This is a genomic window from Sphingomonas sp., from assembly GCF_032114135.1.
GTDB lineage: Bacteria > Pseudomonadota > Alphaproteobacteria > Sphingomonadales > Sphingomonadaceae > Sphingomonas.
In genome coordinates this window covers 2332612-2349366 of sequence record NZ_DAMCTA010000001.1, presented here as the reverse complement: position 1 = coordinate 2349366, position 16755 = coordinate 2332612, and the positions used below count along the sequence as shown (strand labels likewise).

Here is a 16755-nt window from a genome sequence, read left to right as displayed (position 1 = left end):
GGTGTGGGGCGGGCTTTCGTCGCCCCCCCCCCTCAATTCGGCAGATCGATTGCCTTCTCGATCTTGAACTGCACCGACGCCCCCGCCACGCCCATGCCCGGCTGGCCGCCGCCGACGGTGGCGCGATAGGTGCCGGCGAGCACGCGGCGCTGCCCGTCCACCGTCACCGTGCTCAGGTCGCGGGGTGACAGGGTGAAGGTGACCTTCTGCGTCTCGCCGGGCTTGAGCGACACGCGCTGGAAGCCGCGCAGCGCCACCTTGGGCGCGCCGGGATCCTCGGGAAAATTGAGATAGAGCTGCGCCACCTCGTCGCCGGCCCGCGCGCCGCTGTTGCGCAGCTCGGCGGTGACGGTCAGCCCTGTCCCCGGCCCGCCTTCGGCCTTCTCCACCACCGGCACGCCATAGGCAAAGCTGGTGTAGCTGAGGCCGAAGCCGAACGGATAGACCGGCGTGCCGGTGAAGTAGCGATAGGTCCGCCCTTTCATGCTGTAATCGCCGAACGGCGGCAGGTCGTCGACGCTGCGGTAGAAGGTCAGCGGCAGTCGCCCCGAGGGGCTGGTCTTGCCCGACAGGACATTGGCGATGGCGGTGCCGCCCACCTCGCCCGGGTACCAGGCCTCCAGAATCGCAGCGGCGTTGTCCTTGGCCCAGCTCAGGTTGATCGGGCTGCCGTTCATCGCGACGACCACCACCGGCTTGCCGGTCGCCCTGGCGGCGTCGAGCAGCGCCTGCTGGTCGGGAAGCAGATCGAGGCTGGTCTTGTCGCCGCCCTTGAAGCCGGGGATCTGCACCGGCGATTCCTCGGCTTCGAGATCCGAGGTGATGCCCACCACCGCGACCAGCACGTCCGCCTTGGCCGCCGCTGCCTGCATCGCAGCGACCGGATCGGCGCTGATCCGCTTCCAGACGAGATCGATGCCCGAGAGCACATGCTCGTCGGTGCGCACCTCGATCGGATAGCGCTTGCCCTTGACCAGTTGCACCTCGCGCATCGTCGGCAGGCTGCCCCAGCCGGACTTGGTCAGATCGACGAACGGCTTGCCGTCGAAGGTCATCGCGCCGCCGAAGCCGGTCAGGCCCAGCCGATAGGTGCCGGTTTCGGGCGCCACGAGGAAGCCGGTCCAGATCGTGCGGTGATGCTCAGAGACGGTCGGCAGGTCGAGGCTGCGCGCCGAGACATCGGCCTCGACGCGGGTCACCACCGGCGTGTCGGCGAACTGCATCTTGGCGACGGCATCGCGGAAGGTGCCAGGGGCGAACTCAGTCGGCGCCGGCGTCGTCGGGTTGAAGTAGCGCGCGAGCAGCCCCGGCTTGCCGCTGGGGGTGCGCAAGGCCGAGCTGGAGACGCGGTCGCCATCGGTCACCGAGGCGCTGAACGGCGCATAGCTGACATTCGCCCGCGGGAAGGCGCGGCGCAGGCCCTCGACCACCGAGACGGGCTGCCCCGAGAGCGACGAGGAATAATTGCCGCGCAGCACCCGCGTCGCGTCGCCGAGCGGGCCGATCACGGCGATGCGGCTGCCGCGCTTCAAGGGCAGCAGCCCGTCATTCTTGAGCAGCACCAGGCTCTTCTCGGCCGCATCGAGCGCCAGCGCGCGGTGCGCAGGCGCGCCGACATCGGCGGCCTTGCCGCTGGTCGTGCGGATACCCGGCAGGTCGCCGTTGCGCAGCCGCGCGGAGAACAGCCGCACCAGCGTCCGGTCGATCTCGGCCTGGGTGATCAGCCCCTTGGCGAGCGCGTCACGATAGCGGTCGCCCAGCCCAGCCGTATCGGTGAGCGTCGCGCCGTTGCACTCATTGTCGACGCCCGCGCGGATCGCCGCCGCCACCGCGCTGGGGCCGTCGGGCGCGTAATGATGGTTGTCGCTGATGTCCTTCACCGCGTCGCAATCGGAGACGACATAGCCCTTGAAGCCCCAGGCGCCGCGCAGATGTTCCTTGAGCAGCGTGTCGCTCGCGCAGGCGGGCTGGCCGTCGATGCGGTTATAGGCGCACATCACCGATCCCGCCTTGCCTTCGACGATCGCGGCGCGGAATGCCGGCAGATAGGTGTCCTCCAGATCGTGGCGCGAGACGAACACGTTGGCCGCATGCCGGGTCGATTCCGGGCCGCTATGCACGGCGAAATGCTTGGGGGTGGCGATCACGTTCGGCAGGTCCGGATTGGGCCCCTGCATGCCCTGGATGAAGGCGACGCCGATCTTCGCGGTGAGGAACGGATCCTCGCCATACGTCTCCTGCCCCCGCCCCCAGCGCGGATCGCGGAAGATATTGATGTTGGGCGACCAGGTATCGAGCCCGGTGCCGATCCGCCCCATCCGCCCGGTCTCGCGGGCGAGCGCGTGCAACCCCTGCACTTCGCTGCTGATCGCGGCAGCGACATCGTGCACCAGCGGCGCATCGAAGCTGGCGGCGAGGCCCACCGGCTCGGGGAAGTTGGTGGTGGGCAGCGTGCCAAGCGCGCCGTGGAGCGACTCGGTCCACCAATTGTAGCGCGGGATGTTCAGCCGCGGGATCGCTGGCGCGACGTTGAGCAGCTGGGCGAACTTCTCCTCCGGCGTCAGCTGCGCGACGATCGCCGCCGCCTTGGCATCGGCCTCGGCGCGCGGATCGGCCGCGGTCTGGGCAAGTGCAGGCAGCGGCAGGAGCGCGGCGGCCAGCAGCGCGGCGCGGAAGGTGCGATTCATGGTGATCTCCCCTGGGGCCGTCAGACCGGTTGCAGCCCGTGTTCGTGGATCTTGCGGATCAGGTCGCGGTGGCGCGGCAGCCCGGCGCAGAGCCGTTCGGTCTGCGCGGCATTCTCGCGCATCGCCCGCTCGGCGAGGCGCTGGTCGCCGCTCAGGGCGTCGGGCTCCACCTCGCTGCGGAAGCCCATGCCGTAGAGGACATATTGGTAGCTGGCGGGCGGGAACACCTCCTCCACCCGGTCGAACTCGTCATGGAACCAGGGCGGCTGATAGCGCCACAAGGTGAGCAGCTCCTGGAGCCGCTCCGGGATGGTCTCGGGAAGCAGATTGTCGCGCCAGAATGCGGTGTCGGTGCGCTTGGTCAGCACATAATGGAGCTTGAGGAAGTCGATGATCCGGCCCCAGCGGTACAGCGTGGTGGCGTTGAAGCGCTTGGCGACGACGTCCATCACCTCGCGCACCGCCGGCATCTGCTCGGCGATCAGCTTGGCGGAGAGCTCGATCAGCACGATCGCCGAGGCTTCCAGCGGCTCGAGGAAACCGGCGGCGAGGCCAACCGCGACGACATTGTTCTTCCAGAAGATCTCGCGGTGCCCCGAGCGGATCGGGATGCGGCGGACGGCCACGTCCGCGCCGGCGGGGCCGAGATAGGCGCGCAAGGTCGCCTCGGCCTGGTCGTCGCTGGTGTGGGCCGTGGAATAGACATAGCCGGTGCCCCGCCGCGTCGGCAGGCCGATGTCCCAGATCCAGCCCGATCCTTGCGCGGTCGACAGCGTGTGGGTGGCGATCGGGGCGTTCTCTTCCGGATAGGGAATCTGCGCGGCGAGCGCGGCGTCGCAGAACAGCACGTCGCCGCAGTCCTTGAACTTCACCCCCATCGCCTCGCCGAGCAGCAGCGAGCGGAAGCCGGTGCAGTCGACGAACAGATCGCCCTCGATCCGTCCGGCCTGTTCGGTGTCGATCGCGGCAATGTCGCCATTCTCGGCCAGCTCTACGGCGCGGACATCGGCTAGCACATGGCGCACGCCGAGCTTGGTGGTGCAGTGGCGAGTCAGGAAGGGCGCGAACTTGCCGGCGTCGAGGTGGTAGGCATAGTTGGCCTGCCCGTCATATTCGGGCGTGGCGATGGTCTTGGGGGCAAGCCCCGCGTCGCAGATCCGGCCCTGCGGGGTGACGGTGTCGCAGAAGCTGCGGCCCTTCGAATCCGTGATCCAGTGCGGCACCAGGCTCAGCTGGTGGAAGCCCTGGGGCAGCATCAGCGGGTGGTAATAGGCGTCGTCCTCGGCGCCGGTGGTCCAGCGGGCGAACAGCGCGCCCTGCTTGAAGGCGGCGTCGCACTCGCGGAAGAAATCGGTTTCGGAGACGCCGATCTTGGCGAGCGTCGTCCTGAGCGTCGGCCAGGTCCCCTCGCCCACCCCGATGATCGGCGTGATTGGCGATTCGACTAGGGTGACGGTGAAGCCGCCGGGCATCCGGCTCTGGTGCCGCGCGGCGATCACCCCCGCGGTGAGCCAACCGGCGGTGCCGCCGCCGACGATGACGATGTTCTGAACCCGTTTCACGCGCGCCGACCCGTGGAAAAAGAAGGGGATGCCGGACGATACCGACATCCCCAGTCGTGGGAAGAGACCTTAGAAGCGATAGCGCACGCCCGCGGTGAAGCGCCGGCCATAGGCGAACACGTCGAGCAGCTGGTTCGAGAAGCGGCCATGGGTGCTCTGCACCTCGTCGGTGATGTTGAGCGCTTCGCCGAAGATGTTGATCGCTTGCGTGATCTGGTAGCTCGCGCTCAGATCGATCTGCAGGCTGGAATTGACGAAGGTCGGCTCGGCACCGAACGACCCGGTATTCTGTGCCTGCCCGAAGGCGAGCAGATACTTGTCGCGCCAGTTGGCCGCCGCGCGAAATTCCACGCCGTGCTTGTCGTAGAAGCCGACGAAGTTGGCCGAATTGGCGAGGCCGGTCACCGCAAAGCCGCTCTGGCTGATGTCAGTGGGGTCATAGGGCCGGTTGGTTTCGACGAAGGTGGCGTTGGCGATGAAGCCGAAGCCGCTGTTGCCGAAAGTGTTCTGCCAGGCGAGCTCGACGCCCTTCACCGTCGCCTTGGGGCCGTTGACCCGCTGCGACACCGCGAACTGCGCCAGCGTGCCGGTCGACGGATCGACCACCCCGTTGATCGACTGGCGCTGCACGCCCTGGACGATGAAGTTGCGTACGTCCTTCAGGAAGAAGTTCACTGCGGCGTACGAGTTGCGCTGGTAATACCATTCGAGCGCGGCATCGAAATTGTCCGCGAGATAGGGCTGCAGCGTGGGGTTGCCGCCATCCGCGGTGAGCGCGCCGATCCGCTGGCCGACGCCGATGTTGAGCGCCGGGGTCAGCAGGTTGAGCGTCGGCCGCGTCAGCGTGCGCGAGGCATCGAGGCGCAGGTGCAGCGCGTCGGTGAGCTCGAGCTTCAGGTCCATCGACGGCAGCAGGTAGGAATAGTTCGACTTGGTGGTGATCGCCTGCTGGTTGCCGAAATTGACGGTCAGCAGCGTCGGGTCGGTGGTGCTCGGCGTGATCGAGGTCGGCAGGCGGCCGATGCCGGTGGAGGAGACATGGGTCACTTCCTCGCGCACGCCGGCGTTGAAGAAGAACGGCATGCCCGCGATTTCGCTCTTGAAGTTGGCCGAGAGGTAGAGCGCCCAGGTCTGCTCGCCGATGTCGCGCGTGCTGCCGACATCGTCCGCCACCGCGAACTGGCCGTTGAAGCCGGTGCAGCAGCCGGTGTTGTAGCCGGGGATCGTCTTGGTCTGCGGATTGCCCAGCCCGGTCAGATAGGCCTGATAATCCGCCGCGCGGAAGTTGAGCAGCACCGGCGGCAGCGCGCCGGTATAGCCCGGCAGGAAGTTGGACGTGCTGACGGTGCCCTTGAACAGGCTGGCTGGTAGCGCGACCCCCCCCGTGGTGCCCGAGGCCGGGCCATAGCCCGAATAGGCCTGCCAGTAATTGTTAGCGAAGGTGTTCGCGCTGCGGAACTTGAACTGGTCGTCGAGATAGGAACCGCCGAAGCGCAGCGTCAGGTCGTCCTGCTGCCACTTGAGCCCGAGCCGGGCCTGCTTGATCTCGTCGGTATTCTTGTTGGCGATGTTGACCGTGACGTGGCTGCCGATCGCCGCCAGGTCCGCCCAGCGGCTGGCGGTACCGTTGACGCCATAGTCGTGAAGGACGGGGATCACGTCCTTGCTATCGCCATTGATCGCGACGCCGATCGACGGACCGATGCCAAAGCCATAGCCGACGTCGGCGCCCTTGGAGTTGATCCGGCCATCGGGGTTCAGCCAGCTCTTCGACCAGCTGCCATCGGCCTCGACCTGCAGATGCTCGGTCGCATCCCATTTGACGTTGAGGCCGGTCTGGTTGGTGCGCCGCAGATTGCTGTCGGTGCCCGCGGTGAAGTCGGTCTGCGAACCCGCCTGGGTGAAGTCGGTGGTGGTCCCGTTCTTGTCGAGCTTGACGTTGCGCAGGCTGCCCTGGTTGAACCAGATGCCGAAGCCGAAATTATCGGTGTTGATGCGCTGGTCCGAATAATTGTCGTCCAGCGTCACCAGCACATTGTCGCCTGGCTTCCACTGCAGCGCGATCCGCCCGTCGACACGCTCGTCCCGGGTATAGTTCTGGGTAGCGCCGAACTGCTGCTCGAACCAGCCGACCACGGTCTGGCGGTTGCTGGGGGTCGCATAGGCGGCGGACGTGGTGTCGCTGGTCGGATTGCAGCTCGTCGCGGTGCTGCCCGCCAGCTGGCACGGCGCATAGCGACCGCCCGGCCAGCCATGCACGAACACGTTGTTCGTCTGGGTATCGTGCCGCGTGTAGATCGCGTTGGCGAGGATGCCGAACGTGTCGTCGGCGAAGGTCTTGCTGATCAGCACGCCGCCGGTCGGCACCACCTTGCCGGCATCGTCTTGGATCGAGCCCGAGGCCGAAACCGCGAGGTGGAAGCCCGGGCGATCGAACGGCTTGGGATAGGCGACGTTGATCGTCGCGCCGATCGAGCTCGACGATAGCGACACGTCGGGCGTCTTGAGTACGGTCAGCCCGCCGACGAAATCCGAGCCCACGGTCGAGAAGTCGATCGAGCGGCCGCCGGTCGCGGTCGAGAGGCGCCGCCCATCGACCAGCGTCTCGTTGAAGTCGCCGCCGAAGCCGCGGACGGTGACGCCGTTGGGCTCGCCGCGCGGCCCGTCGCGCTGGATCGAGATGCCCGGCAGGCGCTGGAGCGAGGCCGCGACGTTCGAATCCGGGAACTTGCCGATATCTTCGGACGAGATCTGCTCGATCACGCCCGAGGCATTCCGTTTCGCATCCAGATTGCGTTGCAGCGAACCGCGAATACCGGTGACGATGATCTCCTCGTCCTGCGCGCGGCTGGTGGCCGGTGCTGTATCCTGCGCATGCACTGGTGCTGCCAAGCTCAGCACGATCACACTGGTCGCCCCCGCCAGTACATGCCGCGCAAGATGCGCGCGCCGCTGCGAAGAACCCATTCCGACGATGTCCGGCATGTGCTTACCCCCTCCGTATTTATTGTTGGGATCGAGACAGACCCGCACGCGCTACACCGCAGTGCAGCGTGACATATGCTCGGAGAATAGGCACAAGCCTTCGCATCCGCACAAATAGCGGCACAACATCCTCCCCGATTCATTCTTCTTCTGCGAATCTGTTCATTACTGTAACCGCTCGCGTTAGCGCTATCAACTGGTTTTTGTCGGCGTATTCTTGGCCTTTAGTCAGGCCATTGGCGGCGGGGGCGGGAGCCGATATGCAGAAGGGCGACGACGCGTATCGTGCGCCGCGACGGGAGAGGACAGGCATGGCTGAAGGCGTGACGTTGCTCGATTCGGTGGAGCACCGCGATTTGCGGGTTCGCCCCGCTGCCGGCCCCCTGCCCTATTTCGTGCCGGTCGTGGCCGCCGAGTTCGCCGCCGCCGCCGCGGCCTGCCCCGTGCTGCTCACCAAGGATGCCGAGACCGGGCGCTTCTATGTCGGCGCAATGCTGGGCTTCGAGCCGGGAGAATCGCTGGTCGAGCTGCGCGCCGGCGAAGGCTTCTGGCCGCTCCATATCGAGCGCCAGGGCTTTTTCATCGCCGGTGATTCGATCGCGATCGATCCACAGGATAGCCGCTTCGCCGGCCAGGACGGCGAGCCATTATTCGGCGACGACGGTGCCCCCGCCCCGGCGCTCCGCGGCATCCAGCAGACATTGGTCCAGCTGCACCGCGGCGTCGAGGCGACCCAGGCCTTTGTCGACGCGCTGCTCGCGCACAAGCTGCTTGAGCCGATCGACGTGACGCTGCGCTTCGACGACGGCACGTCACTGGATCTCACTGGGCTCTACACGGTGAGCCTGGATTCGTTGCACGCACTCGACGATCCGGCGATACTCACACTGTTTCGCGCCGGGCATCTTCAGCTGGCCTATGCACTTGCCGGCTCGCTGCGCCAGATCGCGGTGCTCGCGGCACGTCGCAATCGTCGGCTCGCGGCCTGACGATGCTGCGCGAGGTCGCTGGCGACATCGCACCTTCCGACTTCGCCGAGGCGCGGCGCGCCTGCGCGCCGATCGTGTTGCGCGGCGCGGCATCGGCGCTTCCCGTCACCCGGGCCGCGGCCACCGCCGAACGCCTGTGCACCTATCTGCGCAGCTTCGACAGCGGGCGGACCGCGCAGGCGTTCGTCGGCGATCCGGCGATCGGCGGCCGCTATGCCTATGGCGACCAGCCCGACGGCTTCAACTTCACGCGCGAGACGCTCGATCTCGGCACGGCGCTGGACCGCATCGCCTCCGCCGCCGCCGATCCGCACCAGCCCAGCGTCTATTGCGGCTCCCTCCCCGCGGAGGACCACCTGCCCGGCTTTGCCGAGGCCAACCCCCTGGCGCTGGTCCCGCAAGGCGTGCTGCCGCGTCTATGGATCGGCAATGCCTCGACCATCGCTTGCCATTATGACCAGTTCGACAATCTCGCCTGCGTGATCGCGGGCGAGCGGCGCTTCACGCTCTATCCGCCGGATGCGATCGGCGATCTCTATATCGGCCCGATCGACCATACGATGGCGGGCCAGCCGGTCAGTCTCGCCGCCGCCGCGGGCCCCGACGATCCCCGCTATCCCCGCTTCGCCGCCGCTCGGGCGCGGGCACTGACGGTGACGCTCCATCCCGGCGACGCGCTCTATCTGCCCAAGCTCTGGTGGCACCAGGTCGAGGCGACCGCATCGTTCAATCTGCTGATGAACTATTGGTGGGACGATTTCGTCAGCGGCCCCGATGCGCCCTATACAGCCCTGCTGCTCGCGATGACGACTGTGGCCGAACGCCCGCCGGCCGAGCGGGCGGCGTGGCGTGTCTTTTTCGACCATTATGCCTTCCGCCCCGATGGGCACCCGCTCGCGCATCTGCCGCCCGAACGCCACGGCATTCTCGCCGACAGCCGCGTAAATCGCGGGCGAATCCGCGCCTTCGTGATGCAGTTGCTGCGCCGCGGTTGAGGCTCAGCTATGCTCGGTGCCGAAGGCGCGGTCCCCCGCATCGCCCAACCCCGGCACAATATAGCTGTGCACGTTGAGCTCGGCGTCGAGTCCCGCCGTCCAGATCGCGACGTCGGGATGTGCCGCGCGGACCGTCGCCACGCCGGGCCGCGCGGCGAGCAGGCAGACGAAGCGCAGGTCGCGCGCCCCCGCTGCCTTGAGCCGGTCGAGCGCCGCCACCGCGCTGTTGCCGGTCGCCAGCATCGGATCGACCATCAGCACTGGCCGCGACGCGATGTCGGCTGGCGCCTTGAAATAATACTCAACGGCCTCGAGCGTCTGGGGGTCGCGATAGAGGCCGAGATGCGCCACCGCCGCCTCGGGGAGCAGATCCAGCAGCCCCTCGGCCATGGCGAGCCCGGCACGCAGCACCGGCACCACCACCGGGGGTGCACAGCCCAGCACCGGCGATTCCATCGCCGCCACCGGGGTCTCGATCGTCAGGGCTGCGAGCGGCAGGTCCGCGAGCGCCGCCGCACCCAGCAAGGTGGCCACCGCGCGCAATTCGGCGCGGAAGCGCTCGGGCGGTGTGGTCCGGTCGCGCAGCCGGGTAAGACGGTGCTGGACCAGCGGATGGGCGACGATCGTCAGCCCCTCGATCGGGATATCGGTTTCGGCCATGGCCGGGTGGTGCGCGATGCATCGTCCGCATGCAAGGCGGGGGTGCCGCGTGTCGCTACCCCGTCTCTTTTTTCGCCGCCCCAGCTGCTGTATCCAGGGGAATGATAGCGCTACCGCAAAGCGTAGCACGGGGCGTGGCTCCGGCATTGGCCGCCCTGCCGAGAACAACAGCAGGCCATTGGGGCCGGTGACGGGAGAGAATGCGATGCGCAATCGACATGGTGTGCTGGGTGCGGCGCTGCTGGCGAGCCTTTGGATGGTCCCGGCGGTGGCGCAGGTGCAAACACAGGTTCCGCCGGTGGTGGCCGGTGCCAGGCCGGTGACGGTCCAGCGGATCAAGGTCCATTCGCCTGCCATCGAGGGCAATCTGGAGGGCGAAAGCGCCGATCGCGACGTGATCGTGGTGTTGCCGCCCGACTATGCCCGCGCGCCTCGCAAGCGCTATCCCGTCGTCTATGCGCTGCACGGTTATTCGATCGGCGCCGAGCAGTGGATCCGGGAAATCCATGTTCCGCAGGTTGTCGAGGGTGCCTATGCGCTCGGCGCCAGGCCGGTAATCCTGGTGCTGCCGGACAGCAAGACGCTGCACAACGGATCGATGTATTCGAGCTCGCCGACCACGGGCGATTTCGAGCGCTTCATCGCGCACGATCTCGTCGCCTATGTCGACGCGCATTACCGCACGATTGCCACGCGCGAGAGCCGCGGCCTGGTCGGCCATTCCATGGGCGGCTATGGCGCCAGCCGCATCGGGATGAAGCATGCCGATGTGTTCGGCGCAGTCTATATGATGAGCCCCTGCTGCCTCTCGGCGCGCGATGCCAGCCTGCTCGATGCCAAGGGGCTGGCGCAGATCGCGGCGATCCGGACACCGGACGAGGCGACCACGCTCCCCTGGGGCCTGCGCGCCACGCTGGCGGCAGCGGCGGCCTGGTCCCCCAACCCCAAGGCACCCCCGCTGTATCTCGACCTGCCGATCCAGGACGGCAAGCAGCGGCCCGACGTGCTGGCGAAATGGGCGGCCAACGCCTCGCTCGCATTCGTCGACCAATATATCGGGGCGTTGCGCCGCTACCGGGCGATCGCGATCGATGTCGGCGACAAGGACGGCCTACGCGGCGACGCGCAGGCCCTCCACGAGACGCTGGATCGCTACGGCGTGCCCAACAGCTTCACCATCTATCCGGGCGACCATACCAGCGCGGTGGCGGACCGGTTCCAGAATTACGTCTTGCCCTTCTTCAGCAGGAATCTGGTCTTTCCGAACCAGCGCTGAGGCCGTTTGGGGGGCGACGCGAGCCGATGGCGGATCGCGTCGCGCGCGGCGTCATGCCAGGTCGGACGCAGCGCATCGGAGCCATGACCCCGCCATTGGTCGTCGTGCAACTGCTCGATCATGCCTCACCCTTCGCCCTGCGCCAACGCTGCAGTGCGGCAAAGTGTTCACCATTTCTTCACCATGATCCAGTAGTTCTTCACGCACCCGTTATGGCGCCAGTCCTGCGCCTTGCAGCAGCGCGGGGATATGGTGGGCAAAGGCGAAATAGCCCTTGCGGCAATGGGGCCATGCATGTTCGTCCCAGGCGCGACAATGTTCGGCGATGCGAATCCGCGCGCCGTCACGATATGGCGCGAGGGACTCCGCCACCGGCCCCACCGGCGCATAACCGGTGACGATCTGCTCCAGCCCGCCCGACCCCGCAGCCACGACCGCGGTGCCGACGTCGTCGACCCAGGAGGCGGGTGCCCCCCAATGGGTCGATGCGCGCTGCAGCCCGTCCGCGACGGCGGCGATATCCGCTGCGCTGCCGCAATGCTGTCGGCACGCCACGACACGCCGCACATCCAGCACCGCCAGATCCCCTTCCGTTTCCAGTGATAAGTCCTCGGGGCTCAGCAGCAGCATCGACGGCTTTGTGGGATCCGGCTGGATGGATCCCCGTACCGGGACAATCTCCGGCGACAACGTTTCACGTGGAACGTCGGCCGAAGCTGCCAGTCCGGTGGGGTGGAAGCGCCCGGCGGTCTGGGCGTTGATCCTGTCTGCATCCGCGAGATATGCCTTCCCCCGCGTATGCAGCCCCGCCACCCAGCGCCAGGACAAGGTGTTGGAGGCAGGGTCGGCGTCGACCAGGTGCTGGAAGGTGAATGCCGCCCCAAGCTCCCAGGGCAGCTTGAGCGTGAAGACCCAGATCGAGGCGAGCTGCATTCGCGCCCAATTGTGCAGATAGCCCGTCTCGCGTAATTCGCGCGCCCAGCCGTCGAACGCGTCGATCCCGGTCCGGCCACCGATGGCCTCCGCATAGCAGACAGGCAGCGGCTGGTCCGCCAGTTGCGCGCATGCCGTCCGCCATGCCTGCCAAACCGACGGGTGCTGCTCCAGCCAGCCTTTCCAATAGGTCCGCCAGAACAGCTCGCCGATGAATTTGGCGGAAGCCGCATAGCCATGCATCGCGATCACGGCTTCGGCGACCTCCGCCTCGCTGATCAATCGCCGCCGCAATGCCGCGGAGAGCCGCGATACCGCATGATGCCGCCCCTGCCCGCGTTCTTCGGCACGAAACCGGGTATATGCCGATCCCGCAAAGGGCAGGAACGCCTCCAGGCGCGCGAGCGCCGCGCTGCGGGACAGCGGAAAGTCGAAAGACAGGGTGGGCCCATGAGCTAGGGCGGAGAGCAACATGACAACATGCTGCCATACCGCCCGTGAACGTCAAACCTGCCACAAGGGGCAGCGGAACCCGATCAGATTCGCTCGCCGCTCAGCCGCTGGCAGACCATGTCGAGCTGATCGAGCGTCGAATAGCCCACCGTCAGCGTACCCCCCTTGTCACCATGCCCGATCCGCACGTTGAGACCGAGCACGTCACCCAGATGCCGCTCGAGCGCGGCGATATCGGGATCGCCCTCGCTGCGGCTGTCGCTGGCCTTGCGCTTGGGCGCCGGCTTGGCGGTGCGTGCGAGCTTCTCGGTATCGCGTACCGACAGCCCTTTGGCGACGACCTCTTGCGCAAGCTTCTCGGGATCGGGCGCACCGATCAGCGCGCGCGCATGCCCCATTTCAAGCGAGCGATCGACCACCATCTCGCGCACCGACACCGGCAGGTCGAGCAGGCGCAGCAGATTGGCGATATGGCTCCGCGACTTGTGGACGATCTTGCCCAGCGCTTCCTGCGTATGGCCGAACTCGCGGATCAGCCGCGCATAGCCCTCGGCTTCTTCGATCGCGTTGAGGTCCTGCCGCTGGATATTCTCGATCAGCGCAATCTCGAGCGTCTCGGCGTCATTGAGCTCGCGAACGATCACCGGCACCTCGTGGAGCCGCGCGCGCTGCGCCGCCCGCCAGCGACGCTCGCCGGCGACGATCTGGAAGCTCTGGCCATGCGGCCGCACGAAGATCGGCTGGATCAACCCGCGCGTACGGATCGATTCCGCCAGCGTGTCCAGCGCCTCTTCGTCGAAATGGCGGCGCGGCTGGTTGGGATCGGCGACCAGCGAGCTGATCGGCAACATCCGCACGCCCGATGCGCTGGTCGGATTGCCCTTGATCGGCTCTTCGGAAACGCTGTCGCCCAACAGCGCGGAAAGCCCGCGGCCGAGACCGGGGCGGGGCTTGCGGGCGGCGGCGGGAGAATCGGTCATGCGGCTTTCTGCAATTTGGGAAGGCGGTCGATCACTTCGCGGGCGAGCGCGATATAGGCTTCGGACCCGGCACAGCGATGATCGTAGATCAGCGCGGGCACGCCATGGCTCGGCGCTTCGGACAGGCGGACGTTGCGCGGGATGACGGTGTCGAACACCACCCTGCCCAGCACCGCCCGGACATCATCCGAGACCTGATCGGTCAGGCGGTTACGGCGATCATACATGGTAAGCGCGACGCCGAGGATCGACAGGCCCGGGTTGAACCGGGTGCGGATCCGCTCGACCGTGTTGAGCAGCTGGCTGAGCCCTTCCAGCGCGAAGAACTCGCACTGCAGGGGCACCAACAGCGCATGCGCCGCCACCATCGCGTTGACCGTCAGCAGCCCCAGCGAGGGCGGACAATCGACCAGGATCACGTCCCAGCGGTCCGCGCGATGCCGCTTGATCGCGGCGTCGAGACGATGGGTGCGCGCATCGAACTCGATCAGTTCGATCTCGGCGCCCGACAGGTCCTGCGTCGCCGGCACCACGTCGAGGCCCGGCACGGTGGTGGGCACCGCCACGTCTTCCAGATCGGCCTCGGAAACGAGCAGGTCGTAGCTCGAATGCTCGCGCTCGCCGCGGCCAATGCCGAGCCCGGTCGACGCATTGCCCTGCGGGTCGAAATCGATCAGCAGCACCCGCTTGCCGGTCGCGGCAAGGGCAGTGCCGACATTGATGGCAGTCGTGGTTTTGCCCACCCCGCCCTTTTGATTGGCGATCGTGATCGTGATCATCTGGCGCCTATCTGTGTTGCGACCACGATGCCAGAGTCCGGCTGCGTGATGCTGGGTTCCACGTGAAACCTACCTTGCCATTTCGCGCGTGCGGCATCCACCTCCGATTGTGCGCTCCGCCCTTTGGGCAACAACCAGACTGTGGATGAATCGGTGCAGTGCACTGTGGATAACATCAGCGCAGACAGCTCGGCGACGGCGCGCGCGGAGACGATCGCGGCGGCACGGTCAGGGCGATGGGATTCCACCTTGCTGCCGATCACCGTCACGCGATCTCCAACGCCCAGCTGCTCGGCGGCATCGCGAAGAAACTGAACACGCTTGGCGCGAGGCTCGATCAGCACCACCGGACGATCGGTGAGCAGCGCTGCCACGATGCCCGGCAGCCCCGCGCCGCTGCCGACATCCAGCCAGGCGCCCTCCCCAGCCGCCGCTGCCAGGGGGACCAGCTGCGCGGAGTCGGTAAGGTGGCGCGCCCAGAGGCTGTCCAGCGTCGAGCGTGCAATCAGGTTCTGATGCTCGGCTTCGGCGACCAGGATGGCACCGAACTTGGCGACCTGTGTTTCACGTGAAACACCAAAATGGTGCCGCACCCAGCTTTTGGCTTCGTCTTCGTTCATGCCACGGCCTTTCGCGCGTGCAACAATATGGCGGAGAGCGCGGCGGGGGTGATGCCGCGGATGCGCGCTGCCGCCCCTAGCGTCTCCGGCGCGGCAACACTCAGCCGCTCCACCATCTCGTTCGACAGACCAGGAATGGCGGCATAATTCATGTCCACGCGCAGACGCACCGCGTCGTTGGCGCGGAGCTGCGCCACTTCCGCATCCTGCCGTTTAAGATACGGTGCGTAGCGGGCATCCTCGACATATTCTGCAAGCAACGCTGCATCCGTCTCGGGCGCCGCATCCAGGACATGTTCGAGCGCGACACCGGGGAAGCGCAGCCACTCCCGCGCCGGCCGCTTCGCGCCGTCCTGCGCCACGGGCGCGCCGCGGGTGGCAAGCTGGTGTGCGGTCCGCTCGACGGCGAAGATCGCGTCGAGCTCCTTCCGGCCTTCCCGGCTACGATCGAGCCGCGACTGGCGTTCCGACCCCAGCAGCCCCAACGCCTCGCCGATCGGCCCCAGCCGCGTCTCGGCATTGTCGGCCCGCAGACGCAGTCGGAACTCGGCGCGGGCGGTGAGCATGCGATAGGGTTCGGTCACCCCCTGCAGCACCAGATCGTCGATCATCACGCCGAGATAGGAGGTCGCGCGATCGAGCACCAAGGGCGCGATGCCCAGCGCCAGTGCCGCGGCATTGGCGCCAGCGGCGAGCCCCTGCCCGCCTGCCTCTTCATAGCCGGTCGTGCCATTGATCTGGCCGGCGAAGAACAGCCCGGGGATCTGCGGCAGCGCGAGCGTCGATTCGAGCGCGCGCGGATCGATATAATCATACTCCACCGCATAGCCGGGCACGGTGATGACCGCCTGATCCAGCCCCGGGATCGAGGCGATCATTGCCGCCTGCACGTCGACCGGGAGCGAGGTCGAAAGCCCGTTGGGGTAGATCCAGTGATGGTCGAGCGCCTCGGGTTCGAGAAACACCTGGTGGCCGTCGCGATCACCGAAGCGATGGACCTTGTCCTCGATCGAAGGACAATAGCGCGGCCCCTGCGCCTCGATTGCGCCCGTGAACAGCGGCGAGCGATCGAGCCCGCTGCGGATCGCATCATGCGTTGCCTGCGTCGTGCGGGTGACCGCGCAATGGAGCTGCGGCAGCGGGCGCATCGCGTTCATCGGCGACATCGTCCAAGGCTCGGCATCCGAAGCCTGCGCCTCGGTGCGCGCCCAATCGATCGTCCGACCGTCCAGTCGCGGCGGTGTGCCGGTCTTGAGCCGGCCCATCGGCAATGCCAGTTCGCGAAGCTGTGCGGCGAGGCGAAGCGCGGATGCCTCCCCTACCCGCCCACCATCGAACCGCTCCTCCCCGCGGAACAACCGGCCACCGAGGAAGGTCCCGGTGGCGAGCACGACCGCGGGCGCAACGAGGCTGGTGCCGTCACGAAGCTGCACGCCGGCGATGCGGCCGCCCTCCAGGATCAGCGCCCCTGCCTCACCCTCGACGAGCGTCAGGTGGCTCTGCGCGCGCAGCATGGTCTGGATCGCCGCGGCATAGCGCGTGCGGTCCGCTTGCACGCGCGGCCCCTGGACCGCAGTGCCCTTGGAGCGGTTAAGCATGCGATAATGGATGCCGGCGGCGTCGGCGGCGCGGGCCATCAGACCGTCGAGCGCGTCGATCTCGCGGACAAGATGCCCCTTGCCCAGGCCCCCGATCGCCGGGTTGCACGACATCGCGCCGAGTTTGTCCAGATCGAAGCTGAGCAGCGCGGTGCGGGCACCACGGCGCGCGGCCGCAGCCGCTGCCTCGGTACCGGCATGGCCGCCGCCGATCACGATCACGTCGAATTGCATACGC

13 protein-coding genes are annotated in these 16755 nt (G+C 67.2%); 3 read left to right on the top strand and 10 right to left on the bottom strand.

Translation table 11 applies throughout. The features are described 5' to 3' along the window. Positions 1 to 32: 32 nt before the first annotated feature. The 3 genes from RT655_RS11165 to RT655_RS11155 form a co-directional block, all read right to left on the bottom strand. A complete protein-coding gene (locus RT655_RS11165) occupies positions 33 to 2687 on the bottom strand; it encodes a glycoside hydrolase family 3 C-terminal domain-containing protein (RefSeq protein WP_313536690.1) in 2655 nt (884 codons plus the stop codon). A 20-nt stretch (positions 2688 to 2707) separates the two neighbouring features. Then, positions 2708 to 4249: a tryptophan halogenase family protein gene (locus RT655_RS11160; protein ID WP_313536689.1), complete on the bottom strand. Its 1542-nt coding sequence runs from the start codon at positions 4247 to 4249 to the stop codon at positions 2708 to 2710. Between the two features lie 69 nt (positions 4250 to 4318). Beyond that, entirely contained in the window at positions 4319 to 7234 is a 2916-nt protein-coding gene (locus RT655_RS11155; protein WP_313536688.1) for a TonB-dependent receptor, read from the bottom strand. Between the two features lie 311 nt (positions 7235 to 7545). On the opposite strand from RT655_RS11155, the gene RT655_RS11150 reads away from it, so the two are divergent. Then, the gene (locus RT655_RS11150; RefSeq protein WP_313536687.1) at positions 7546 to 8223 is read left to right on the top strand and encodes a SapC family protein; all 678 of its coding nucleotides are present in this window, start codon (positions 7546 to 7548) and stop codon (positions 8221 to 8223) included. Positions 8224 to 8225: 2 nt separating this feature from the next. Next, the gene (locus RT655_RS11145; RefSeq protein WP_313536686.1) at positions 8226 to 9218 is read left to right on the top strand and encodes a cupin-like domain-containing protein; all 993 of its coding nucleotides are present in this window, start codon (positions 8226 to 8228) and stop codon (positions 9216 to 9218) included. Between the two features lie 3 nt (positions 9219 to 9221). Here the strand turns inward: RT655_RS11145 and upp are convergent, their stop codons facing one another. Continuing rightward, entirely contained in the window at positions 9222 to 9878 is a 657-nt protein-coding gene (gene upp, locus RT655_RS11140) for a uracil phosphoribosyltransferase (RefSeq protein ID WP_313536685.1), read from the bottom strand. A gap of 205 nt (positions 9879 to 10083) precedes the next feature. On the opposite strand from upp, the gene RT655_RS11135 reads away from it, so the two are divergent. Beyond that, a complete protein-coding gene (locus RT655_RS11135) occupies positions 10084 to 11154 on the top strand; it encodes an alpha/beta fold hydrolase (protein ID WP_313536684.1) in 1071 nt (356 codons plus the stop codon). On the opposite strand, the gene RT655_RS11130 is transcribed toward RT655_RS11135, so the two are convergent. The 6 genes from RT655_RS11130 to mnmG form a co-directional block, all read right to left on the bottom strand. Next, positions 11103 to 11276: a hypothetical protein gene (locus tag RT655_RS11130; RefSeq protein WP_313536683.1), complete on the bottom strand. Its 174-nt coding sequence runs from the start codon at positions 11274 to 11276 to the stop codon at positions 11103 to 11105. The two genes, RT655_RS11135 and RT655_RS11130, sit on opposite strands and share 52 nt — an antisense overlap. Positions 11277 to 11364: 88 nt before the next feature. After that, positions 11365 to 12561: an FAD-binding domain-containing protein gene (locus tag RT655_RS11125; RefSeq protein ID WP_313536682.1), complete on the bottom strand. Its 1197-nt coding sequence runs from the start codon at positions 12559 to 12561 to the stop codon at positions 11365 to 11367. 62 nt (positions 12562 to 12623) lie between these two features. After that, entirely contained in the window at positions 12624 to 13520 is an 897-nt protein-coding gene (locus RT655_RS11120) for a ParB/RepB/Spo0J family partition protein (RefSeq protein ID WP_313536681.1), read from the bottom strand. After that, positions 13517 to 14299, bottom strand: a complete 783-nt coding sequence (locus RT655_RS11115; RefSeq protein ID WP_313536680.1) for a ParA family protein — start codon at positions 14297 to 14299, stop codon at positions 13517 to 13519. Before RT655_RS11115 ends, RT655_RS11120 begins: the two co-directional genes overlap by 4 nt. After that, positions 14296 to 14919 carry a 16S rRNA (guanine(527)-N(7))-methyltransferase RsmG gene (rsmG, locus tag RT655_RS11110; protein WP_313536679.1) on the bottom strand — a complete coding sequence of 208 codons (624 nt, stop codon included), beginning with the start codon at positions 14917 to 14919 and terminating at the stop codon, positions 14296 to 14298. Before rsmG ends, RT655_RS11115 begins: the two co-directional genes overlap by 4 nt. After that, the gene (gene mnmG, locus RT655_RS11105) at positions 14916 to 16751 is read right to left on the bottom strand and encodes a tRNA uridine-5-carboxymethylaminomethyl(34) synthesis enzyme MnmG (RefSeq protein ID WP_313536678.1); all 1836 of its coding nucleotides are present in this window, start codon (positions 16749 to 16751) and stop codon (positions 14916 to 14918) included. The genes rsmG and mnmG overlap by 4 nt, the downstream gene beginning before the upstream one ends. Positions 16752 to 16755: the final 4 nt, after the last annotated feature.

What these genes read in the sequence shown, in the direction of transcription:
- RT655_RS11165 (WP_313536690.1), bottom strand. Translation starts at nt 2,687, where the DNA reads ATGAATCGCACCTTCCGCGCCGCGCTGCTGGCCGCCGCGCTCCTGCCG.
- RT655_RS11155 (WP_313536688.1), bottom strand. Translation starts at nt 7,234, where the DNA reads ATGCCGGACATCGTCGGAATGGGTTCTTCGCAGCGGCGCGCGCATCTT.
- RT655_RS11150 (WP_313536687.1), top strand. Translation starts at nt 7,546, where the DNA reads ATGGCTGAAGGCGTGACGTTGCTCGATTCGGTGGAGCACCGCGATTTG.
- RT655_RS11145 (WP_313536686.1), top strand. Translation starts at nt 8,226, where the DNA reads ATGCTGCGCGAGGTCGCTGGCGACATCGCACCTTCCGACTTCGCCGAG.
- upp (WP_313536685.1), bottom strand. Translation starts at nt 9,878, where the DNA reads ATGGCCGAAACCGATATCCCGATCGAGGGGCTGACGATCGTCGCCCAT.
- RT655_RS11135 (WP_313536684.1), top strand. Translation starts at nt 10,084, where the DNA reads ATGCGCAATCGACATGGTGTGCTGGGTGCGGCGCTGCTGGCGAGCCTT.
- RT655_RS11130 (WP_313536683.1), bottom strand. Translation starts at nt 11,276, where the DNA reads ATGATCGAGCAGTTGCACGACGACCAATGGCGGGGTCATGGCTCCGAT.
- RT655_RS11125 (WP_313536682.1), bottom strand. Translation starts at nt 12,561, where the DNA reads ATGTTGCTCTCCGCCCTAGCTCATGGGCCCACCCTGTCTTTCGACTTT.
- RT655_RS11120 (WP_313536681.1), bottom strand. Translation starts at nt 13,520, where the DNA reads ATGACCGATTCTCCCGCCGCCGCCCGCAAGCCCCGCCCCGGTCTCGGC.
- RT655_RS11115 (WP_313536680.1), bottom strand. Translation starts at nt 14,299, where the DNA reads ATGATCACGATCACGATCGCCAATCAAAAGGGCGGGGTGGGCAAAACC.
- rsmG (WP_313536679.1), bottom strand. Translation starts at nt 14,919, where the DNA reads ATGAACGAAGACGAAGCCAAAAGCTGGGTGCGGCACCATTTTGGTGTT.
- mnmG (WP_313536678.1), bottom strand. Translation starts at nt 16,751, where the DNA reads ATGCAATTCGACGTGATCGTGATCGGCGGCGGCCATGCCGGTACCGAG.